This is a genomic window from Serratia microhaemolytica (assembly GCF_004011885.1).
GTDB lineage: Bacteria > Pseudomonadota > Gammaproteobacteria > Enterobacterales > Enterobacteriaceae > Serratia_G > Serratia_G microhaemolytica.
Genome location: NZ_SBEF01000019.1, coordinates 25151 through 48223, shown reverse-complemented (window position 1 = coordinate 48223; position 23073 = coordinate 25151). Strand labels below are relative to the sequence as shown.

16 protein-coding genes are annotated in these 23073 nt (G+C 48.7%); 10 read left to right on the top strand and 6 right to left on the bottom strand.

What is annotated here, in order from left to right; translation table 11 throughout:
* Window positions 1-326: 326 nt before the first annotated feature.
* The 7 genes from EOJ37_RS08175 to EOJ37_RS08145 all read left to right on the top strand — a co-directional run bounded on the left by EOJ37_RS08175 (window position 327) and on the right by EOJ37_RS08145 (window position 11173).
* Complete coding sequence (locus EOJ37_RS08175) at window positions 327-3005, top strand: fimbria/pilus outer membrane usher protein (RefSeq protein WP_127959440.1); 2679 nt, start codon at window positions 327-329, stop codon at window positions 3003-3005.
* 711 nt (window positions 3006-3716) lie between these two features.
* Window positions 3717-4799, top strand: a complete 1083-nt coding sequence (locus tag EOJ37_RS08170; protein WP_127959439.1) for a hypothetical protein — start codon at window positions 3717-3719, stop codon at window positions 4797-4799.
* A gap of 709 nt (window positions 4800-5508) precedes the next feature.
* Entirely contained in the window at window positions 5509-6723 is a 1215-nt protein-coding gene (locus EOJ37_RS08165) for a hypothetical protein (protein ID WP_127959438.1), read from the top strand.
* Window positions 6724-6997: 274 nt separating this feature from the next.
* Window positions 6998-7498, top strand: coding sequence for a colicin V production protein (gene cvpA / locus EOJ37_RS08160; protein ID WP_127959437.1), 501 nt, complete (start codon window positions 6998-7000; stop codon window positions 7496-7498).
* Between the two features lie 23 nt (window positions 7499-7521).
* A complete protein-coding gene (gene purF, locus EOJ37_RS08155) occupies window positions 7522-9039 on the top strand; it encodes an amidophosphoribosyltransferase (protein ID WP_127959436.1) in 1518 nt (505 codons plus the stop codon).
* A 109-nt stretch (window positions 9040-9148) separates the two neighbouring features.
* Entirely contained in the window at window positions 9149-9727 is a 579-nt protein-coding gene (locus EOJ37_RS08150) for a UbiX family flavin prenyltransferase (RefSeq protein WP_127959435.1), read from the top strand.
* Between the two features lie 441 nt (window positions 9728-10168).
* Window positions 10169-11173 carry a glycosyltransferase gene (locus tag EOJ37_RS08145; RefSeq protein ID WP_127959434.1) on the top strand — a complete coding sequence of 335 codons (1005 nt, stop codon included), beginning with the start codon at window positions 10169-10171 and terminating at the stop codon, window positions 11171-11173.
* Between the two features lie 33 nt (window positions 11174-11206).
* On the opposite strand, the gene EOJ37_RS08140 is transcribed toward EOJ37_RS08145, so the two are convergent.
* On the bottom strand, window positions 11207-12100 hold the full coding sequence (locus EOJ37_RS08140; RefSeq protein ID WP_127959433.1) for a TIGR01777 family oxidoreductase: 894 nt from the start codon (window positions 12098-12100) through the stop codon (window positions 11207-11209).
* Window positions 12101-12432: 332 nt separating this feature from the next.
* Here EOJ37_RS08140 and zipA point away from each other — a divergent pair, with 332 nt between their 5' ends.
* Both zipA and ligA read left to right on the top strand, forming a co-directional pair.
* Complete coding sequence (zipA, locus tag EOJ37_RS08135) at window positions 12433-13419, top strand: cell division protein ZipA (RefSeq protein ID WP_127959432.1); 987 nt, start codon at window positions 12433-12435, stop codon at window positions 13417-13419.
* Window positions 13420-13534: 115 nt separating this feature from the next.
* Window positions 13535-15556, top strand: a complete 2022-nt coding sequence (gene ligA, locus EOJ37_RS08130; RefSeq protein ID WP_127959431.1) for an NAD-dependent DNA ligase LigA — start codon at window positions 13535-13537, stop codon at window positions 15554-15556.
* A gap of 101 nt (window positions 15557-15657) precedes the next feature.
* On the opposite strand, the gene EOJ37_RS08125 is transcribed toward ligA, so the two are convergent.
* From EOJ37_RS08125 to hutX, 5 genes are all read right to left on the bottom strand, one after another.
* The gene (locus EOJ37_RS08125; RefSeq protein ID WP_127959430.1) at window positions 15658-17118 is read right to left on the bottom strand and encodes a TrkH family potassium uptake protein; all 1461 of its coding nucleotides are present in this window, start codon (window positions 17116-17118) and stop codon (window positions 15658-15660) included.
* A gap of 138 nt (window positions 17119-17256) precedes the next feature.
* Entirely contained in the window at window positions 17257-18297 is a 1041-nt protein-coding gene (locus EOJ37_RS08120) for an SPOR domain-containing protein (protein WP_162473674.1), read from the bottom strand.
* A 447-nt stretch (window positions 18298-18744) separates the two neighbouring features.
* Window positions 18745-20937 (bottom strand): TonB-dependent hemoglobin/transferrin/lactoferrin family receptor, encoded by a 2193-nt coding sequence (locus EOJ37_RS08115; protein ID WP_162473673.1) that lies wholly within the window; start codon window positions 20935-20937, stop codon window positions 18745-18747.
* A gap of 79 nt (window positions 20938-21016) precedes the next feature.
* Window positions 21017-21550 (bottom strand): HugZ family pyridoxamine 5'-phosphate oxidase, encoded by a 534-nt coding sequence (locus EOJ37_RS08110; protein WP_162473672.1) that lies wholly within the window; start codon window positions 21548-21550, stop codon window positions 21017-21019.
* Window positions 21547-22092: a heme utilization cystosolic carrier protein HutX gene (hutX, locus tag EOJ37_RS08105; protein WP_127959426.1), complete on the bottom strand. Its 546-nt coding sequence runs from the start codon at window positions 22090-22092 to the stop codon at window positions 21547-21549. Before hutX ends, EOJ37_RS08110 begins: the two co-directional genes overlap by 4 nt.
* A gap of 278 nt (window positions 22093-22370) precedes the next feature.
* On the opposite strand from hutX, the gene EOJ37_RS08100 reads away from it, so the two are divergent.
* The gene (locus tag EOJ37_RS08100) at window positions 22371-23063 is read left to right on the top strand and encodes an energy transducer TonB (RefSeq protein ID WP_162473671.1); all 693 of its coding nucleotides are present in this window, start codon (window positions 22371-22373) and stop codon (window positions 23061-23063) included.
* Window positions 23064-23073: the final 10 nt, after the last annotated feature.

Here is a 23073-nt window from a genome sequence, read left to right as displayed (position 1 = left end):
AACGGTGAGATGGCTTTCTGGTTTGGCGCTACGGGTAGTATTTTCCGCCTTTCCAGTCGGTTTGATTAGCTCGGCCAATGAGGGCAAGCCAGAGATAACAGGCCAGTAAAATAAGGCTAATCAAATAGCATTTGAATGAAGTTAAGAAGCCATTTCGGGATTCACTTGGAACGTCTCCTCTCGTTGTTTCTCTATTCAGTGAGAAACTGCAAGGCAAGCCGGTTTCTGTTGGTTAATTCATAACATTGCTGTAGCGCCTTAACCGGTGATAACAGATATATCTATGCCATAAACCTACAGCCTTAAATTTGATAGGTAGATTAATTATGAAAATTTCTTTTTCCCCTCGCCAGCGGATATCTTTAAGGGGACATTTTCTTCGCCAGTCATTATCCTGCTGTTTACTACTCGCTCTGGCACCGGCCTGGGCAGAAGACTATTTCGATCCCAGCTTTTTACGCGATCCTGGCGTAAAGCGTGCGGTGAAACCGAATGTTGATCTCTCACCTTTTGCGCTACCTGGTGGGATCGCGCCCGGTGAATATACTGTGACGGTATTCGTGAACAATCGTACCGCAGGACAGTACACGCTCAATTTTCAGAAAAACAGTCAAGGAAAAATCGCGCCGGGACTGACGCCAGCTCAATTAGAAAAATGGGGGGTGAATGTTGCTCAATTGCCTGAGTTCAAAGAGTTGTCAGAGCAGAGCATCATTGACGATCTGGCGGCATTGATCCCTCAGGCAACTACCAGCATCGATTTACCTCGGTTGCGTCTTGATGTCAGTGTACCGCAGATTGCCATGCGTACTGAGCTACGTGGTGTGGTTGATCCTAGTCAATGGGATGATGGCATTTCTGCAGCCATGATGAGTTACAACATCAGTGCCAGTCACAACAATAATAATCAACAAGAAAGAACCAATACCAACCTGTTTGCCAATGTGCGTGCTGGTATCAATGTAGGGCCGTGGCGTCTGCGCAGTTCGATCACTCACGCACACATTAACTACAGTGGTAAAAATGCACAATCCGATAGCGTTACCACCCGTGTTTCTAACACCTATCTTTATCGTGATATTGCCAAGCTGCGCTCTTCGTTGCTGGTAGGTGAAAGCAACACCAGCGGCGATATTTTTGATGGTTTCTATTTCCGTGGTGTCAAACTTAACTCTAATGAGCAGATGTTACCTAGCCAGCTTCGCGGCTATAGTCCGGCGATCAGTGGTATCGCCAACAGTAATGCGCGTATTACGGTACGTCAGAACGGTAATATTATGTATGAAACCTATGTTGCCCCTGGCCCGTTTAATATCAATAGTCTGCCTCAATCCGGCCTGTCAGGTAACTATGATGTCACCATCACCGAAGCGGATGGTACTGAACGCCGGTTTGTGGTGCCCTACTCTTCGCTACCGGTCATGTTGCGCCCCGGAGCGTGGAAATATGAGGTGGTCACCGGCCGTTATAGCGGCAATATCACCAGCCAGTCACGGCAAGCGCTGTTTGCCATGGGCAGTGGTATTTATGGTTTATCAAATGGTGTGACCGTTTATGGTGGCCTGTTGGGCAGTAATGACTATCAGGCGATTAACTTGGGCTTTGGTATCTCGTTGAGCCATTTTGGTGCGCTTTCTGCCGATGTCACACACTCGATAGCAAAATTTGAGGATGAAACTGCCAAAAGTGGCCAATCCTACCGTATCCGTTACTCGAAAAGTATGCTCGCCAGTGGTACCTCGATCGACCTGACAGCACTGCGTTACTCTACGCGCGATTTTTATAACTTTAATGAGTTCAATGGCAAAAATTTCGAGCTGACTGCCGGTGCCGCACCCTGGTCGTTACAGCGTCGACGCAGCAGTTTCCAGACCCAGATCAGCCAGCAGTTGGGCCGTTGGGGATCCGTCAGTCTGCGCGCTACCCGCGATGACTTCTGGGCTTCTGAACAGAAATTAACTGGTCTGGCATTAGGTTATAACAACAGTTTTAAAGGCGTTAGCTATAGCGTCAACTACAGTATCGATCAAATCAAAGATCGTAACGGTAACTGGCCTGAGAACCGCCAGTTGTCGCTCAATGTCAGTATTCCGCTCAGTGTGTTTGGTTATGCTCAGTATCTGCAATCAGTTTATGCCACGGCTTCAGCAACGCGTGATAGTAGCGGACAAACTTCTTATCAGACCGGTATCTCTGGCGGTCTGCTTGATGGACGCGCCTCTTATTCCGCTTCACAAAGTTGGGGTAATCAGGATCAGGCTACCAGCAATAGCTTCAATATTGGTTACCAGGGCAGCAGGGGTAGCCTGAGCACTGGTTATAGCCACAGTCATGTAGCGCAGTCGGTTAATATCAACCTTAGTGGTGGTCTGGTGCTTCATTCCGGTGGCGTGACACTAACGCGCTCATTGGGTGAGTCGATCGCTGTAGTGCGGGTGCCCGGTGCTGCTGGTGTCGAGGTTTCCAACGAGCTGACTGACTGGCGCGGTTATGCGGTAATTCCTTATCTTTCTGATTACATGAGAAATAATATCGCAATTGATCCGAGTTCATTACCTGAAGGAACCGATGTGGCACACACCAACACCACGGTTATTCCAACCCAAGGTGCAGTGGTGGCAGCAAATTTCGCTACCCGTATTGGTTATCAAGTTTTGATGACGCTGCAACACGGTAATGGCGTGGTGCCTTTTGGTGCAATAGCAGCATTGGCCGATGCGGTCACTGGTGAGGAGAATGCCAGTATTGTCGGTGATGCCGGTCAGGTCTATATGACTGGGCTACCTGAAAGTGGCACCTTGCTGGTGAAGTGGGGCGAGAGCGTGAGTCGCCAGTGCTGGGTTAACTTCGATATTGCCAAAATAGCGACTTCGCCAGATAAACCGCTGCGTCAAGCCACCTATCGCTGTGATGTTAAAGTGCCGTTTGCTGCCGATGAGATCAGCCGTGGTATTGTGCTACCAGAAAGACCAGCAAAACCGGTGATGCAGCATATTAGCAATTGATTGCCGAGCAATTGTGATGACTGGTTGGTCAATGTGCTGCTGCCTGTCAGCAGCCATTTTGCTGAATTATCCCCTACCCTACTCGACGGCGACAGCCGTCGTGGTCAAGCCCTCCTCAATCGATTGCTGTAGACACAACGAAGATCCGCTGAGCGTGTTGGTGCAGTTGCCGATAGCCTAGACGATGGCTGCTTGGTTGATCAACACCGTCTCAGTTGCCCTTCTGTGTATGAGACTGTTACCGATGATACCAGCACGGTTAAACGCAGAGCCATTGCTGCTGTCGTCTTTTATATCAGACAGATAGCCCAGATTGTAGGCTGGCTCAATCCAGTTAAAGTCAACCAAGGTGTTGATTTTAAATCATAATTTTAGTTTTCTGTGTGCGACTGCTGCGCGATAACTAAAATGCTTGCAATATTAATGTAGTACAAAATAAAACCATTTATCAGCCTTGAAACACTATACACAACCTCTTACATTTGACAATATAACGCTCAGCCGATGCTTATCTGGCACTATAAAAACAAGTATATCTTTTTGATTTTAAATTATTAGTTATAAGATCCAGGTCGTTATATGAACAGTTTTTTGTATCGTCGATACCCACAGCAGAAAATCTGCATACTCGCTCAATACATCACAACAGCAGGCAGTGACCAGTCAACTAAAAACAGAAAACCGCTTAAAAGATATGGATGCCTTTTTAGCTTGCTACTTTCTCTCACTAACGCTCACTCCTATGCCGCATTAACTATACCTCTAGGGCCTTATAATGCCGGTCAGGGTAAAGTTTGGAGTGGTAATTTCAATAGTTCAGCCGGACCGGGTTCCGCCGCTTTCGTCAACCCGACATCCATTAGCCAACCTTGGGGCGGCTATGTTACCCATACGAAACCAAGTATCGGCGGTTTCAATAGCTGTGTCGCCAGTAGCCTATTTAACAAGCTCTCCAATCAAAACGTAACTGGGCTGAGGCTGGCTGAAGATGTGCTTTTAGTGATCGAGGCAGGCACTATAACCGGTAACCATAAGATATGGGCTGACGATTATATTCCTACCACTTATAGCCCCACCGCCACCTTTGCAAGCACGGGGCTATTCTCCAGTAATAACTCCAGATCGACCACTCCTTGGTGTGTGGGAAATCAGTACAGTGCCAGCTACCCCGGTGCTCGGTTGGAACCGACACTGAAACGCGCCACGCTGAATGGTGGTAGGGTGGCCTTGTATATTGGGCCAAATGCCCCTTCTCGTTCGATCACCATTCCTGCACTCTATTTTGGTATTCGTGTGAATACTGACTTTGATACTATCCTCAATACTTCGTCAATTAGGATCTCTCCGCCCACCAGCTGTACTGTCGGTTTTCAAGACCAAAATATTCACTTTGGTAATGTTAATAATGTCACCGCTGATAATCAGGTGCTGGCAACCGAATCCTCTAAGCTCAATATCCAGTGCCCAGTCGTCAATGATGGCGGTAACGGTACTAATCGCGTCACCCTCAAGCTCGCTTTTGCTGGCGAGCCTGGCAGATCCACTGACACGTTGGCACTGAAAGACAGTAACGGATCAATACTGGCCGAGATACGTGGTGACAAACAGTTAGCCAGCGGTAACTGTTCGATTACCAGTAGTAGTCAAGTGCTGTTTAACAATGTCAGCAGTAACATTGCCAACGTTGCGGTCGGTACCACCGAAATCCCGTTGACCTGGACACTGTGCAGTAATGGTTTACGTCAGTACGGTTCCGGCACCGCACAAGCGGTGGCAACGGTCAGTTGGCCCTGATAGGGTTCAATGATCAGAGAGCGGCTATCACACCTTAGCCGCTCTCTTTGCTTTGTTTAATGTTGCGCTGTTATTTCATGTTGTTCTGTCACAACATCGGCCAAAATGCTGTCGGCTAGCAGCCAATCTCTTCATCTTGCTGTGTACTGTTTTGCACCGCACCGCCAGTTTGTCACACCGATTGTTTTGGCGTGATTGCCAGTTTAATACCGCTCGATAGTGTAACCTGCTTGTAAATCAGTCAAAAAGCCGATAAAAAGAACATTTATATAACATTATGTATTGATTTTTTGGAATTAAAATTTTACTTTTAGTTTAAAATGTTGCAGAATGGATTCAGCTTGGATTATATTTTAAGAAACGGTGACTAAGCGATATGGCAGGTAAATAGCCCTGCCATTTTATGGTTAAAATTTCATCTTTCGTCAACCCATGCACACTAAAAAATAAACAAGATATGTCTGGCTTAGTGTTTACCCCGATAAACGTGGTTTCAGGCTGGGGCAGACAGAATTTTGAGCCATGACCAAAGACCAGATGGCAATTGAAGATAGCCAGGTACTGGATAAGTTATTAACCAAAAATCCGTGATCACAGGTTCATGGCTGTCGGCTAATGTCTATCTGTTATCTAGGCGGCACGTTCGACAAACAATAAAAAACAACAATAGTTTCAGGCAAATTTGTTTAATTACAACCTAGGGCGGATAATGAATACTCAAATATCTTATAACTATCCTCTGTCAACAACCCAGGCACCGATTAGTGATGAGCTGCGTCACAGCACAGTAAGCGATTTTTTAGCCAATACAGCGGTTATCTCTTTTTATAAAAAATGGTCTCTGCGTTTGGCTCTGCTGCTGCTGACCAGCAACACTGCATTCGCAGCTAGCGTGCCGGCAACACTTTATACCGCTGGTTCGGGTAAAGTCTGGAGCTCGCCTTTCACTGCCAGCGCCTCTCCTGGCGACGGCGCTTGGGTAACGCCAACACTGCCCAGTCAAGCCTGGGCCGCCTATTTCGGTAATGTGCAACCAAGCACTACCGGGATCAATAACTGCCTGGCAGCCAGCGCATTCAGCAAACTTTCCAACCAGGATGTCACTGGATTCCGTCTAGCAAACGATGTGTTGCTTGTGATTGAGGCCGGTACCATGACCGGATATCACTATGTTAACTCAAGCCTGACCAGTAGCACCTACACGGTACTCACCGGAGTGTTTGGTGCTAATGGCGTTTTCTCTAGTAATAATTCAAAGTCAACCACACCTTGGTGTTTGTCAGCATCAGATCGATGGGCGGGAGCCAGGTTGCAAAAAACATTACCGAAGGCAACCGTCGCCAATGGTGTAATTTCATTATATGTTGGCCCAGAGGCTGCCTATGGCTCAGTCGCTGTTCCATCTATCTATTTTGGTATACGCGCCAATACCAGCTATACCCGAGTATTAACACCTTCTACCATCCGTATCGGTCCGCCAACCGACTGCACACTGGCGTTTCAGGATAGTAACGTTGCTTTTGGTACTGTGAACAATCAAAACACAGATAAGCAGGTGATCGCGGTGCATCCTTCACAACTGAATGTTCAGTGCGCTTCAGTGAATGATAACGGGAGTGGTACTAATCGTGCGACCGTTAATCTTGCCTTTGCCGGTGATCAAGGAAGAACACCCGATACCTTAGCGTTGAAAGATACCGCCGACAATGTGTTGGCTGAGATCCGTGCAATACGTGCAGTTGGAATAAGCAATTGTAACGATAACAATAGCAATCAGGTTATGTTTGATAATCAACCGATCGAACTCAGTGATATTGCTGTTGGTGCCAATCCGATTCCACTGACCTGGGTGCTGTGTAGTAATGGATCACGCCAATACGGTAATGGCACTGCGCAAGCAACCGCCGTGATCAGTTGGCCCTAGTGGTTTGCTTGTTTCGCGCTGGCAATAGTCTCTATCAATCGCGGGTGCGGTGTCGTTTGCACCACGCGATCACCAAAGTAACTTGCCACTCAGTGCGATAAATCAACTACGCAAACGTTTTCTTTTTCTGTTAGAATTCGCCGCGAATGGGATGCAAGACGAGTTGCAGTAGGAAGATACCGAACGGACTTGGCGTTGCAGGTGGATCATCGTTTCTGTTGTTCTGGATTGACGAACACCACTCCCGCTACATCAAGTGATTAAAGGTATATTCATGGTTTGGGTTGATTACATCATCATCGCATTGATTGGATTTTCGGCGTTGGTAAGCCTGATCCGTGGTTTTGTGCGAGAAGCACTGTCACTGGTCACCTGGGGGGCTGCTTTCTTTGTTGCCAGCCACTTTTATCTCGATCTTGCCGCCTACTTCACCCATTTTCAGGATGAGTTGCTGCGTAATGGCATCGCAATCAGCATTTTGTTTATCGCTACGCTGATTGTGGGTGCATTAGTCAATTTTGTTATTGCGACACTGGTAGAAAAAACTGGATTATCAGGTACTGATCGCGTGTTGGGTGTCTGTTTCGGTGCTCTACGCGGGGTGTTGATCGTCGCGGCGATCCTGTTCTTCCTCGATAGTTTTACTACGCTGTCACAAAGTTCAGATTGGCAGAATTCGCGCCTCATTCCCCATTTTAGCTATATTATCAAGTGGTTTTTCGAACACTTGCAAAATGCGTCAAGCTTCTTGCCAGCCCAGCTACCTGGGCGTTAGTTGCTGTTGAGAGGAAACAGAACATGTGCGGTATTGTCGGTATCGCCGGTTTTATGCCGGTAAACCAGTCGATTTATGATGCATTAACGGTGCTTCAACACCGTGGGCAGGACGCCGCAGGTATTGTCACCATCGATCCCCATAACGGGTTTCGTTTGCGTAAAGCCAATGGTTTGGTAAAAGAGGTTTTTGAAGCCCGTCACATGCAGCGCCTACAGGGCAATATGGGCATCGGTCATGTACGCTACCCGACAGCCGGTAGCTCCAGTGCCTCTGAAGCTCAACCATTCTATGTTAACTCACCGTTTGGTATCTCACTGGCACATAATGGCAATTTGACCAATGCTCATGAGTTGCGGCAACAGCTATTCCAACGCGCACGTCGTCATATCAATACCACTTCCGATTCTGAAATCCTGTTGAATGTGCTGGCGGCAGAACTGGACCGTTTTCAACACTATCCGCTGGAAGCCGAGAACGTTTTTGCCGCGATTCGCGCGATGCATCAACAGTTGCGGGGCGCTTATGCCTGTGTTGCCATGATCATCGGGCACGGTTTGGTGGCATTTCGTGATCCGAATGGCATCCGTCCGCTGGTGATGGGTAAACGGCTGCTGGATGATGGCCGTTGTGAATATATGGTCGCTTCAGAGAGTGTCGCGTTAGATACGCTCGGTTTTGAGTTTTTACGTGATGTCGCTCCCGGTGAAGCAATCTACATCACCACCTCTGGGCAGTTGTTTACTCAGCAATGTGCCAGCGACCCCAAGAGCAATCCTTGTCTGTTTGAGTATGTCTACTTCGCCCGTCCGGACTCTTTTATCGATAAGATCTCAGTCTATAGCGCGCGCGTGCGCATGGGCCAGAAACTGGGTGAGAAGATTGCACGTGAGTGGGAAGATCTCGACATCGATGTAGTGATCCCTATTCCAGAAACGTCCTGTGATATCGCGCTGGAAATTGCACGTATCCTGAATAAGCCCTATCGCCAAGGGTTTGTGAAAAATCGTTATGTCGGTCGTACTTTTATTATGCCAGGGCAACAGGCTCGACGTCAGTCGGTGCGGCGCAAGCTGAACGCCAATCGTGCAGAGTTTCATGGCAAAAATGTGCTGCTGGTTGATGACTCGATTGTACGTGGCACTACCTCAGAACAGATTGTACAGATGGCACGTGATGCCGGTGCAAAACAGGTTTATCTTGCCTCTGCCGCGCCTGAAATTCGCTTCCCTAATGTGTATGGCATTGATATGCCAAGCGCGACTGAGCTAATCGCGCACGGGCGTGAGGTGGATGAGATCCGGCAGTTGATCGGGGCTGATGGTTTGGTGTTTCAAGATCTGGAGGACTTGATCGCCGCAGTGCGGGAAGAGAATCCCGATATTGCCCAATTTGAGTGTTCGGTGTTTAATGGCATCTATGTCACTCAGGATGTTGATCACGACTATCTTGAGTATCTGCAAGCACTGCGTAATGATGACGCCAAGGCGTTGCGTGGTCAGGCAGAGGCCGAAAATTTGGAGTTGCATAACGAAGGCTGATCGTTAAAACGGTGAGCACTGCAACCACAGATTAACACGATAAAGTACCCAGGAAAGTACCAGAGGTTGCCCCTTTGGTGCTTTTCGTTTTTTAACGGAAGCGTAAATCATGACCAAAAGAGTGATCGTCGGTATTTCGGGCGCGAGTGGGGTTATCTACGGCGTGCGCCTGTTGCAGGTGTTACAGGCAGTCGCCGAAGTGGAAACCCATTTGGTGATCAGTCAATCAGGCCGGCAAACCCTGGCACTGGAAACCTCACTCAGTGTGCGTGATGTGCAGCGTTTGGCTGATGTGGTGCATGATGTGCGTGATATTGCTGCCGCTATCTCTTCCGGCTCCTTCAAAACATGCGGTATGGTGATTTTACCCTGTTCAATCAAAACGCTTTCTGGTATTGCCAATGGCTATGATGACGGCTTGCTGATCCGTGCTGCCGACGTGACGCTGAAGGAGCGTCGCCCTCTGGTGCTTTGTGTGCGCGAGACACCCCTGCATCTCGGCCATTTACGTTTGATGGTGCAGGCAGCTGAGTTGGGTGCGATTATTATGCCTCCGCTCCCGGCTTTCTATCATCAACCGAAGCGGCTGGAAGACATTATCGATCAGACGGTGAATCGTGTGGTTGATCAGCTTGGCCTCGAACTGCCAGAAGATCTGTTCCAGCGCTGGCCAAGTCATCTTCGTTGAGTCGTCTGGCTTAATAACTTATCGCTCGTGAACAAATATGAACAGCAGCAAATTGCTGTTCTGATGACGCGCAGCGAAAAGCCGTGCCGCCTACCCGCTTATTGTTCCAGTCTCCCAACGGGTAGCTTTCACTACCCTCATTAAATCAAAGTGATACTGACTAACTGTTGTCGCCGTTGCCTCAAACCACGCAGCATTATCAACCTTGGCAGTCAAGATAAAGCCAATAATCACTCAATGATGACTATCCTTTACATAGTCCGCTTTCTGCACGCGATTGCTGTGCTGATTGATATCCTGTTTGCTCTGCCTGACATAATTTATCAGCACCGGGGCTACTTGCTTAGCAATGGATAAAAAAACTATTAAATAGTTAAATTTGTTTTTTAAAGATAAAAAACCAGTGTAAATTTCCAGTTTTTTATATTAAGAGAGTCGATTATGTCAACGATGTTGAGCGTTGTGGTGCCTGTACACAATCCTGGCGAGCTGTTTGTACCGTTTCTGCAATCGCTATTAGCACAAGAACAGCAGCAGTTAGAAGTGATACTGGTCAATGATGGCTCAACCGATGGCTCAGCAGAGGTTGCACATCAATACGCTGAAAAATACCCCCATATCCAGGTAATTGATCAAACTAATCAAGGTGTCTCCTGCGCACGTAATGCCGGTTTGGCCATCGCAACAGGAAAATATATTGCCTTTCCCGATGCTGATGATCTGTTGTCACCTAAACTCTACTCCACACTACTCGCACAAGCTGAGCAGTATCAGTTGGATGTCATGCAGTGCAATGGTGAGCGCTATTTTGCCAACAGTGGCAAGCGGTCATTGATTATTCCTCAGCAGCGGTTGCAGGACAGTGAAGTCATTTCAGGAACGCAGTTTTTGCAACGTGCATTACAGACTAAAAGATTTATTCATGTCGTGTGGCTCGCGGTTTATCGCTTGGAGTTTATTCGTCAGCATCAGTGCTATTTTGAGCCAGGTTTGCATCACCAGGATATTCCTTGGACAACGGAAGTGATGTTCAACGCACAGCGAGTCAAATACCTCAGCCAACCGCTGTATCGTCAATACATCCATGATCGCTCAATCAGTAATCGGCCCCGTGTCGGCCAAGCTAATGTGGAGTATCAGCGCCACTATATGAAAATTGTTGACATGCTGGCTGCGTTAAATAAGCGCTATAGCAAAAAAATCGCCATTCGTTCTGCTTTCCCTTGGCAGATCACCCGTGAGGCATTGGGAATTTGTCATGCCATCAGACGCGAACCCGAGTTGCAAGCACAACAACAGATCACCGCCGAATTTTTCCAGCGCGGCACTTACCGTGCGATGATCATCAATTGCCGAGGCCTTCGTCAGCTTTGGCAAGTGCTGTTATGGGTCTACCGTTTACGGCGCTGGCGTGTTCGCGACGAGTTCCCCCTCACCGACCGCTAGGACAGCGAGGAAGTGCTGCGGCTGAAATACCCGCTATTTCAATAGCTGTTCCAGCGCGTCAGTTAAGTTGGTAAAACGGAAATTGAATCCAGACTTTTTGAGCCGATTAGGTAGCGCACGTTGCCCCGTCAATAACAACAGTGCTGCTTCCCCCATCAGCAAACGGATCGCGAAAGCAGGCACCGGTAACAGTAGTGGCCGGTGTAACACCAGGGCAAGAATGCGGCTAAAGTGCCGGTTTTGAACCGGCGTAGGCGCCACCATATTAAACGCACCACTCAATTCAGGCTGCGTCAGCAAGTAAATAATGCCATTCACCATGTCCTGCCAATGGATCCACGGTAAATATTGGCGACCATTACCGATCCGCCCACCTAAGCCCAAACGAAAAAGTGGCAACATTTTCGCCAGCGCGCCCCCTGTGGTGGCTAATACAATGCCAGTTCGCAGCAGGCAAACTCGTGTCTGGCTACTCTGTGCCTGGCGAGCCAACTCCTCCCAGCGTTGGCAGAGTTGATGAGTAAACTCCTGTTTCGCCACACTCTCTTCTGTCACTATGCGCTGATTTTGATCACCGTAGTAACCTATCGCCGAGGCTGAAATAAATACCGACGGTGGGCTGTCACTGGCGATAATCATCTGACTCAAACGTTCCGTGATCTGCCAACGGCTGTCGCACAATTTCTGTTTCTGCTGTTGGCTCCAGCGCTTTGCCGCTATCGGTTCCCCTGCCAAGTTAATCACTGCATCAAATCCATTCAGCGTCAGTTGTTCAAGCGCTGCGCAATAGTTCACCCGATCCGCAAATTGGCTACGTGCCCGGCTCACATCACGGGTTAACACCGTCAGTTGATGCCCTAAGTGCAGTAGTTGGGGAACTAAGTAGCTGCCGATCAACCCGGTTGCTCCGGTGATCAGAATGTTCATATTTCACCTCACTGATGGCTGTTTAACGGCAGGCAATGCTGTTTACCAGCGTCGCTCGTGCTACACGCCTACCGATTGTGGTTAAAAAGACGCTTTTTTTCATTTGGATACCAAAAGAAAAAATAGCGACTAAAAATTTTTGCTTTAATTCACTATCTCACTAATATAGCAATTGGTATTGGTATAAACTTTAGCATGTGCTTGCACTTATCGGTGTGGATCAATAGAGTTAGATATCCGGAGCCGTTGCTGATGTCTGTTCACGGTCACTTTAGCGGCTAAAGCTTTAGAATTTGCCATTGTGGCAATGTGTAGAATAACTAGAGATAGCAATGATGCAAGATTTGCGTCTTATATTGATTGTTGTTGGTGTGATCGTGATAACTGCACTGTTATTACACGGTTTATGGACTAGCCGTAAGGAGCGTTCATCACTGTTTCGTGATCGCCCACTCAAGCGTTCAAAAAAAGAGCAGAAGTCAACGTTAGCCAGTGACTCAGCCGAAGGTGTTGGAGAGGTGCGTATCTCTTCCGCTCGCTCACATGCTGAGCCTTCATTGGGCGTAATTCGCCAACCTGTAGCAAGCACAGCAAAACCTGCCGCTGTGGTTCATTCACAATCGGTAAGCAGTGAGTCCGTTGCAGAGCAACCCAGCGCCCCACAGCCGGTATTGCAAACGGTAGCCATTCAGCAGCAAAGTGATGTTCAATCGGATACTGTCTCTGGTAGCCAGGAGCCACAACTCGCTGTACTCGGTAATGAAGTGACTGAATCGGAACCGCGCGAACCCCTGTTGGGTGATGCGGCTTCGCTCGAATGCTATGATCAACAGTCAGATAACGTCGCTCAAATCGATCAGGCCAGCACACAGCCAGTAGCGGCAGAAAAAATAAAAGAGACCGTTTTGATCTTGCATGTGGCGGCTCATCCAGGCGGAATGATTGGTGGTGAACCTCTGTTGCAGAGCATCTTGCAGGCAGGATTTCAGTTTGGTGAGATGAGTATTTTCCATCGCCATGTCAGCCCGGCCGGTAGTGGTTCTGTGCTGTTCAGCCTGGCGAACATGGTAAAACCCGGCTCCTTTCAACCTGAGATGATGGCCGATTTCACCACGCCGGGTATCTCGTTGTTTATGGTGGTGCCATGTTATGGCGACGCCAATCAGAATTTTAAATTGATGCTGCAATCAGCACAGCGTATTGCTGATGATGTCGGTGGTGTGGTGCTCGATGATCAGCGACGGATGATGACACCGCAAAAGCTGGAGAGCTATAAGGCCCGAATCCGTGAGGTGCTGGACAATCTCGCCGCTGACTAGTGGTGTGCGACTGTCAGTGCTGCCAACACGCTAATATCCGCTTGCCAGCGCCACTGTCACCCATTAACCAGAAAAGCCTCCGCAGAACGGAGGTTTTTCTCTTTAAGAGAACGTTATGACCTCCATTCAACAGACAATCAACCAATTACGCGCACAGTTGCGTTATCACGAACATCGCTATCATGTATTGGATGCCCCCGAGCTCCCTGATGCGGAGTATGATCGTTTGATGCAGCAGCTCCGTGAACTCGAGCAAGCTCATCCCGAACTGATTACTGCTGACTCACCGACTCAACGTGTCGGTGCGTCACCTCTGAGCGCATTTGACCAGGTGCAACATGAACTGCCGATGCTATCGCTGGATAATGTATTTGATGAGGAAGGTTTTTTAGCCTTCTCTCAACGGGTACAAGAGCGGCTGAAGCTTGAGCAACCTTTGCAGTTCTGTTGTGAGCTGAAGATAGATGGTGTCGCCGTTAGTCTGTTGTACCAAGATGGTGAGCTGGTGCGTGCCGCAACACGTGGTGATGGCTCTAACGGTGAGAACATTACCGCTAATATTCGCACTATCCGTGCTATCCCATTGCGCCTTATCGGGGAGAACATTCCGCAGCGCCTGGAGGTGCGCGGTGAGGTGTTTATGTCACAACGCGGTTTTGAGCAGATGAATGAGCAGGCTAGACGTAGTGGCGGCAAAATTTTTGCTAATCCGCGCAATGCGGCGGCTGGTTCACTACGTCAGCTCGATCCCCGTATCACAGCCAAGCGACCACTGAGCTTTTTCTGCTATGGCGTTGGACTCTGTCAAGGGGGAACATTGCCCGATAGTCACTGGCAACGACTGATGCAATTCAAGGCCTGGGGTTTTCCGGTCAGTGACCGTGTCTCTCGCTGTTTAGGCAGCGATGAAGTGCTGGCTTTCTATCGCACCATTGAGCAACAGCGACCACAACTCGGTTTCGATATTGATGGCGTGGTAGTGAAGGTTGACGATATTGCTCAACAGCAGTCGTTGGGCTTTGTTGCTCGTGCCCCGCGTTGGGCCACTGCGTTTAAGTTCCCGGCACAAGAGCAGTTAACCCAACTGCGCGATGTTGAATTTCAGGTTGGTCGCACTGGAGCGATCACTCCGGTTGCACGTTTGGAGCCGGTCACCGTTGCCGGCGTCATCGTCAGTAATGCCACTTTGCATAATGCTGATGAGATTGAGCGTCTCGATTTACGCATCGGTGATACCGTGATTGTACGGCGTGCAGGTGATGTGATCCCGCAAGTGGTCGGTGTGATCGCTGAACACCGTCCAGATGATGCCGTTGAGGTGCAGTTTCCATCGCACTGCCCTGTGTGTGGTTCTGAGGTGGAGCGTATTGAGGGTGAAGCTGTCGCACGTTGCAGCGGTGGCCTGTTCTGTGCTGCACAGCGCAAGGAGGCATTGAAGCACTTTGTTTCTCGCCGTGCGCTGGATATTGATGGCATGGGGGAAAAAATTATTGAACAACTGGTTGATAAGGAATACGTACAAACTCCGGCTGATCTGTTCCGCTTGTCACCGACTATTCTGAGCGGTTTAGAACGCATGGGAAGTAAATCAGCACAGAAGTTGATGGTAGCGCTTGAGCGCGCCAAGCAGACCACGTTTGCCCGTTTTCTTTATGCGCTTGGCATCCGTGAAGTGGGCGAAACAACGGCTGCAAACCTGGCCGCACATTTTATCTCGCTAGAGGAATTGCAAATTGCCGATCTGGAAGCGTTGAAACAGGTGCCCGATGTGGGGGAAGTGGTCGCGAAGCATGTGGTTAATTTTTTCGCTGAACCTCACAACCAGCAAGTGATCGCTGAGTTGACCGGTAGTGAGATCGCCATTAATTGGCCAACACCAGTGCCGATCGTCGTTGCCGAAATGGATAATCCGTTCGCCGGTAAGATCGTGGTGTTAACCGGTTCACTCAGCCAGCTTTCACGTGATGAAGCCAAAGCGCGTCTGGTTGCGCTCGGTGCCAAGGTCAGTGGTAGTGTTTCCAGTAAAACAGATTTGGTTATCGCTGGGGAAGCCGCCGGTTCTAAACTGGCTAAGGCACAGCAGCTCGGCATCAGCATTATCGATGAGAGTGAGATGCTGCGCCTATTGGAACAGTAATCAGCCTCAATCATTGTTACGGGTGTCATCGATGCCCGATCCCGCTACCGCCCAAATTGACTGCTGCAACTGGCAACAACTTATGGGCGGTGAGCACTCTATCAGGTACGCCAGAAGGTGCGTGAGCAGAGGATCAGGATCGGGTAGATCTCCAATCGGCCAAATAGCATCGCTGCACACATTAGCCACTTCGCAGAGCCACTTAGCCCACCAAAACCAGCGGCTGTTTCACCAAATCCCAGCCCCATGTTGTTAATGCAGGCAGCAACGGTGCCAAAGGCCGTCATCATGTCATATCCCATTACGTTCAGCATCCACATGAAGAATAGGCTGAAGAAAACATAGAGGAAAAAGAAACTCCACACTGAGCGCAATACCCGATCCTGTATCGGTGTGCTGCCGACTTTGATCAGGTGTACCGCATTCGGGTGCAGCATTTGATGAATTTCACGCCGACTCTGCTTGTACATGATCAAAAAACGCAGTGCTTTGATACCACCACAGGTTGAGCCGACACACCCACCAAAGAAACTGGCCAGTAACAGCAGGATCACCGTGTTGGCAGGTAGTTGAGCATAGTCACCGGTCGCTAAGCCGTTATCTGTCATCATTGAACTGGTCAATAAAAAACCGTGTACTAATGCTTCGGTTACCGGGTAGCGATCTGAATTGACTAGCTGAATGCAGGCTAATGCCATCACAATAAACAGGATCAGCAGGAAGAAACGTAACTCTGGATTACTGTATAACGGCATCAGGCTGCGCCGCTGTGCCGCAGCAAAATAGAGTGCAAAGCTGACCGCTGATAGGATCGAGAAGATACCGGCAACCATCTCCACTGGCGCGCTGTTATAGAAGCCCAAACTCTCGTTGTGGGTAGAAAAGCCACCCAGCGATATGGTTGACAGAGAATGACAAAGCGCATCAAACCAGGACATTCCGGCGACTCGAAACGAGATGGTGCAGAGCGATGCCAACAACATGTAAGTTGACCAGAGTGTTTTCGCTGTGTCTGCCAAGCGGGGCGTTAAGCGCTCTTCTTTAAATGGCCCGGGCATTTCAGACTGGTAAAGTTTGGCTCCCCCAATGCCAAGCAGCGGTAAGATTGCTACCGCTAATACGATAACACCCAACCCGCCAATAAAATTGAGCTGAGCACGATAATAGAGGATCGATTTCGGTACCACATTCAGATCACTCAATACTGAAGCACCCGTGGTGGTAATACCGGAAACGCCCTCAAAGAGGGCATCGGTCAGGCTGATGTTTAGCGTGCTGTCAATCCATAGTGGTAATGCGCTGATCAAGGAAAAAAAAGTCCAAAATAGCACGATGATTAAAAAACCATCCTGGGTGCGTAACTGTACTTTCTTTTGTCGCGAGGCCTGCCAGCAGATCCCCCCCACTACACTGGCAATAATTAAGGTATAGAAAAAGGAGAATAGACTTTTCTCTTTGTAGATAAGAGCAATCAACATTGGCGGCAGCATGGACAGGCTATACAGAAGCACTAAAAAGCTGCAAAGGTTAATGACGATGAGCGTTTGTTTTTTATTGACCATAATGTTATGTGCGTTACGCGCGTGTTGGGCAAACTGATAAGTTTTTTCTAACCCGAATGTACCAATAGCGACACTAGGCCGAGTGGTTAATGGCCACTCGGCCTAGTGTCGCTATGATTTAGCACTTAAGGCTAAATATCAATTGCTGGAGGAAGGCGAAGCCTGTAACTCCTGCTGAACTTGTGACAACCGACGCGCCCAGGGCGATTTTGCTTGCAGCGGTTCTGGCAGCGAACGAACACCCTGCTTGGCATCATTGTTGTTTTTAAACTGGCCATAGACTAACACAAACCATTGCTGTCCGTTACGCTCAGTCTGGTAAACCAGATAATTACCTAACGCATACTGCTCTGCAATCTGTTCTAGGTCATCAGCCTCACGCGAAGCCGCAAGTTGTAGCGTATAATGCGATTTGGGCGCAGTTCGCAGTTCACCCCCCAGGTTATGCGCCGTAGCAAGCGGGGGGCTCTGCGTCACTGAACCAGCCACTGTCAGCGGTGCTGAGCTGCTGGCTGGCGGTTTTGTTAACTCGGGCGTTGTCGGCTTAGGCATATCCTCTTTGGCGATGAGCGGGGATGGCGTGCTGGGTGTGTTACGCATTGGCAACACCGGGCGAGTTGCTGAGATGTCGGGTAACTTAATGTCCGGTGTTGTGCCAGCAGTGGCTTGCTCTTGCACCGGATCGATAAGTTGCAGTTGCCCACACTCTTGCTGTGTTGGCGGACGATAAATTTTGGGGCGCTGTTTGCCGCTTTTTAATAGTTCCACATCCAATGCTGCTATCGCTTGTTTTGCCTGATAGCCTATCTCGTCCTGCGCCTGAGAGGCCAACAGAAACCATTGCCGCGCACAGTCAACATTCGGCTCTATCCCAACGCCTTGCTGAAAAATCATACCCAAACTGTATTGCGCCAACGGATAACCAAGCTGTGCGGCACGTAATATCCAGTGCCTGCCTCGCTGTAAGTCTTGCGGGACACCATCACCGTTAATAAACATCACGCCATGATCATACATATCAACCGGATGATAAGAAGGTGGCGTGTCCCCCTTAATTTGCAGGGCAAAGCCAGGTGGATAGACAGCAGCATTCAACACGGGGGAGCAAAGGAACACAGGCGCTAAAAAAGTCATCAGTGGCAATGAGGCTGTGTAAAATCTCTTCGGTTGTTTTTTCATCGTCGCTCTACGGTTCATTGGTATTCGGTTGTCATCATCAAGCACGGGATTATCGTCAACAGTAAGCTTTTTGTCACTAGTAAACTTACACTTAGAACCTATCCCAGTAGAGGTAATTGTCATAGCCAGCCTGGGCACAGGTCGCGCACAAAAAACAGAATACGTACGCAGTATGTCACTATTACCCGTACTGCCTTAAGACAAAACAGCGAATAAAGTGGCAACTAAAATAACGCTGACTGTGTGGTGTGTTAATCAGTCAGGGTAAACAGTGGCGTTCACCGATTAAGCGCCAATCCGATTGAGGATATTGGATTTGGCGCTAAGCGTAACGCTAACTCCACTCATTTTTCACTCATTAATCAATAGCACAATTTACCGATTTTCGACACTGTCGACGGCAGAGTTTATTTTTATCTAAACTAAACATATGTACCAATCTGTTGGTTAAAAGCGGTAGCTCAGAGCCAACTGCCAATTACGCCCAGGTTGAGTGCGCCGCTGTAGGCTGGCATCCTGCCGGTCAACACCAACCAAATCGATATAGTCCCAATAACGTCTGTCGGTCAGATTGAATACTCCCGCACGCAGTTGCCAATGTGCCGATGGCTGATAATAAGCGGTGAGATCAATTGTGCGGTAACCTGGTGCATCTGCATTGTCGATCTGATTAGCGTGGCTCCAGTCATTGCCGGATTTAGTCGCTACCGCAGTCAGCGTCACCGCACTACCAAATAAGCCATTCGGGGCATCATATGCCAGTCGAGCAACGCCTTTTAGCGGTGATACACTATCAATCGCCTGACCACTGTTTCGATCTTTGCCCGCGCTGTAACTTAAGCTCAGCACGCTATTGAAGCCAGTCGGCACACCGAGTAATGCTGCCAGTTGCCAATTGATCTTCAATTCCGCACCATAAATTTGCGCACGTGCGATGTTCACCTTGGTCCAGACATCTTTGCCGTTATGACGCGGATCGGCCGGATATAGCAGGCGATCCTCAATAAAATTTCGGTAATCGTTATAGTAAGCCGCGAGGGCGACTTTTGTGGTATTGCTGTGGTATTTCCAGCCGATTTCATAAGCCAGGTTTTGCTCTGCCTGTAGGTTTGGGTTCGGTTCCAGTACTGACCCGATCTGATAGGTATAGTAACGATCCTGTATCGTGGGTGCTTTGAATCCCTGGCTAAGTTGCCCGTAATAGCTGATGTGATCATTCCAGTGATACAGTGCCGCTAAACGTGCTGTCAGCGCAGCATCCTCTGCGTTCGAATAACCGCTACTGGCTTCGGGCATTGCTTGATATTGGTCATAACGTAGTGCCGCTGTCAGCAACAATTTTTCATCCAATAGCCCTTGCTGATGCTGAAAAAATAGCCCCCACTGTTGTGAGCTGGCTGACGGCACTTCCGCCATCCTGGCTTGAGTTTCTCCTGTATCCATATGAATATCCTTATAGTCTAGAGAAAATTGGTTGTGGGTATAGCTGGCACCATAGACGAATTGCTGTGAACCCAACTGAGTGAACTGTCGTTTGCCCAGTTGCAGTTCGGTTTGCCAAGATCTGTCTTCCCCAGTGCGTCGCCGATTTCGTGCCTCGCTGCTCAATAACACTTCCTGCCTCAATTTATCGAGCTGATCATAATTGTCATGCTGTGATCTACTGCTCAGGTAACCTGCTTGCCACTTGATGTTGTCAAACAACATACTGTCCGCTTGCCAATGGTGAACTAGGCTGAGCCGACTGCGTGTGTCGCTATCTTCGGCGCTGACATCTCGATAGCGGTAGCTTAAATTAGCCAAATCAAGCCTACTGCCCTGCTGTGACAATCGTTCAATCCGTTGTGTACGCTGAAAATGTTCTAGCGTGACACCAACGCGGTGTTGCGAATTGAGTTGGTAGTAGAATTTTATCAACCCGTTGTGACTGCGGTAGTCGAGCGGATCAGCACTGGCACGATCTGGCCCGATACCCCCCGCATGACTGTGAGTCTGCTGTTCACTTCCATTGCGATAGGTGTAGATCACTAACGTTTCCAGATCGCCGCTACGTTTGGCCAGTTCGATGCTGTTTTTAAAACTGTTGTCGAGGCTACTGTAACTACTGTTTAATCCCAGATGCTGACTGTTCCCTTCAGCCAGTAAATCTACTGGATCTTTAGTCCGTAAAATCACTGCTCCTGCGAGAGCATCACTACCATATAAGCTAGAGATTGGCCCTTTATTCACTTCTATTACCGCCAGGGTATCAAGCTCTATCGTATTGTTATACTTTCGCATTGTGTCAGCGCCCGGATTGTAACTGCTAGGCAGTTGCATTCCATCTACCAAAGTTTTGACATAGTTTTCGCTGCGTCCACGGATGGTTACCCCTGATAGACCAAAGCGACCAGTACCAGAGAGACTGACACCAGGTTCATCACTAAGCGCTTGTTTCAGATCCTGAGCCATGGCTTGTTTCAGTGTCTCGGCATCTATTTGAGTGAGAGATCCCGCAACATCGCGTGCGCGCTGTTCGCTGCGTGTCGCAGAAACCACCACTTCATCAAGGTAATACTCTTCATTAGCGAGAGTGTTAGTCGATAAGGTACTGCCAAACAGTAGCCCGTAATAATAGAGATGTGATCGATAGTTCAACACGCTGCGTTCCTCTTTACACCTGTATAGCAAGCGGCCCTTTCCGCTTGCCAGTCAAATGGTTATGCACCAACTCGGTAACTTAACTCACTCGTGGGCTATGTCCTTTGATGTTGCTTTCATCCAGTGGTGTGATGCCAGGAAACTCTTTTTCATCAATTTGATACGCTTTACCAAAACCTTTGACGTAGCGCCCAGTGATTGGTTGTAATCGATACAGTTTGAAGTCTGCCAGTGTGCTTAACATGGCAACTGTTTGACCAGCTCGCGCTTGTAATGCCGATAACACAACTTGCCAAGTGTCACTCTGCCGCTCAATCGGCTGAGCAATTGCGGTATAGGTGAGGCGACGACGTGCGAAGATATCCTGGGTGTCTGCTTCATCATCCAGCAACAAGATGCCAACATGGCTGTTATATTTCAGGTTCTGACCATGTATTGCCAACTCACTGATTAAGATGTAGTAACTGCCATCCTGATAGACAAAAGGGGTGCAACTCGCATGAGGCATACCATGACTGTCTATGCTGGCAAGTTCGAGCGAGCGGCGAGTGCCCCGAAACGCGCAGATCTCTTGGCTAATACGCTGCTGTAGTTGTAGAGTCTTATTAATCATCGGCATAGCTCCTGTTGCAGTTGTTGGAATTGGACTACCTGCTGAGGAAACAATTGGCGCTGTTTATCACGCCCCAAATAAACCTTAAATACGCATTCTCCTCGAGCAGTAAAAAAAGCGATGTAACAACTGCTCATATGACGAAAAGGTTTGCAGACAAAAGCAATCTCACTGATTCGGTCTAGACGTAAATGTCCGGTAAGTTGCCCTTGTTCTCCTGTTAAGTTGTAAAAACCATTGGCCATTTTTCCTGGTGGAAAATCCGCCTTTACTTCAAACAATGAGCCTTGATTGGCAATAATGGTGGTGACGTTGCCCCATGCAGGCAGCGCGGCTAAAACCGTTTCGGTATGTAAGCCCGATGTAAATTTGGCCATCTCTGCCGGTAAACAACCGGTGAAAATTGCCTCACTCACGCCTAACTGTTGTGCCATCACACTCACCGGAGTGTTGGCATCGGTTATCAACATCTGCTCGACCTTACGTTTTATCTTCACTGCTCTCTCAGCAGCCCGTATCGAGTGATCGTAGGTATTCGCCATAACACCGCTCCTTATATGCTGTTGTTGCTTAACTGGGCGCTATCTTATGACAAAAATAATTTAATGCAAATGATAATTATTTGCATTAAGATGATTGCAATTATGTGCCAATAAGGCTTACCTGAATGCATGTCGACAACATAAAGCACGTGCAACTTTGCAGGTTAGCCAGTAGATATTTCAGTTTCGCTATCCAGGAGGTGAATTTGTCTCTGCTTTATCGTCGGGAGTGGTCTCGATATTTAATTTGCTTACTGGGTTCGAGCTTGATACATGGGGTGTTGCTGTTATGGTTCACCCGCTATCACGCGGCAACATCCTCACATCTCATTGCCGAACCGTTGCGAGTGCCTGCCATCACTACGCTGCCAATAGCCATGCATTTTTTAACCATGCCGAGCGCAGAAACAACGTTTGCCTCACCGCAGCCAGTAACCGAAGCGCCATCAGAAGCTAGTGCTTCACGGTTAAAACAGAAGTCAATGCAACAACAGAGCAGCCACAAAGCACCATCGAGTACAGGCCCGGTTGAAAACGCGAAGCGTACAACTTCGTCAGTACAGCAATCCCGCTCTTCCCAGAAAAAGGAACGCGTTGGTGATGCCGCGCACCAGAAACATCACATCAATAACACGACGCCAGGGCAGGCATTACCCAACACTCAACACCGTTCGGAAGCTGTGATGCGCTCGATAGTGGTAGAAAAAGCACAGTTTAAAGTGCCGCCCACACCACCGGATTACCCCGTTGCCGCAAAACGTCTACGACAACAAGGTACTGTGATTGTCGAGATTTGGCTGGATGAAAACGGCATACAGCTTAACTCTGCCATCGCACGAAGTTCCGGTTTCAGCCTGCTCGACAGTGCAGCATTGGCGGCAGTACAGCGCTGGCAGTTCAAGGAGCAGCGTGCCAATGGGCAACCGATCGCCGCACAGTTAAAAGTACCTGTCCGTTTTTCCCTGAATTAAGAAAAGGAGT

Coding starts and splice junctions, on each gene's coding strand:
- EOJ37_RS08175 (WP_127959440.1), top strand. CDS start 327: ATGAAAATTTCTTTTTCCCCTCGCCAGCGGATATCTTTAAGGGGACAT.
- EOJ37_RS08165 (WP_127959438.1), top strand. CDS start 5,509: ATGAATACTCAAATATCTTATAACTATCCTCTGTCAACAACCCAGGCA.
- cvpA (WP_127959437.1), top strand. CDS start 6,998: ATGGTTTGGGTTGATTACATCATCATCGCATTGATTGGATTTTCGGCG.
- purF (WP_127959436.1), top strand. CDS start 7,522: ATGTGCGGTATTGTCGGTATCGCCGGTTTTATGCCGGTAAACCAGTCG.
- EOJ37_RS08150 (WP_127959435.1), top strand. CDS start 9,149: ATGACCAAAAGAGTGATCGTCGGTATTTCGGGCGCGAGTGGGGTTATC.
- EOJ37_RS08145 (WP_127959434.1), top strand. CDS start 10,169: ATGTCAACGATGTTGAGCGTTGTGGTGCCTGTACACAATCCTGGCGAG.
- EOJ37_RS08140 (WP_127959433.1), bottom strand. CDS start 12,100: ATGAACATTCTGATCACCGGAGCAACCGGGTTGATCGGCAGCTACTTA.
- zipA (WP_127959432.1), top strand. CDS start 12,433: ATGATGCAAGATTTGCGTCTTATATTGATTGTTGTTGGTGTGATCGTG.
- ligA (WP_127959431.1), top strand. CDS start 13,535: ATGACCTCCATTCAACAGACAATCAACCAATTACGCGCACAGTTGCGT.
- EOJ37_RS08125 (WP_127959430.1), bottom strand. CDS start 17,118: ATGGTCAATAAAAAACAAACGCTCATCGTCATTAACCTTTGCAGCTTT.
- EOJ37_RS08120 (WP_162473674.1), bottom strand. CDS start 18,297: ATGAAAAAACAACCGAAGAGATTTTACACAGCCTCATTGCCACTGATG.
- EOJ37_RS08110 (WP_162473672.1), bottom strand. CDS start 21,550: ATGATTAATAAGACTCTACAACTACAGCAGCGTATTAGCCAAGAGATC.
- hutX (WP_127959426.1), bottom strand. CDS start 22,092: ATGGCGAATACCTACGATCACTCGATACGGGCTGCTGAGAGAGCAGTG.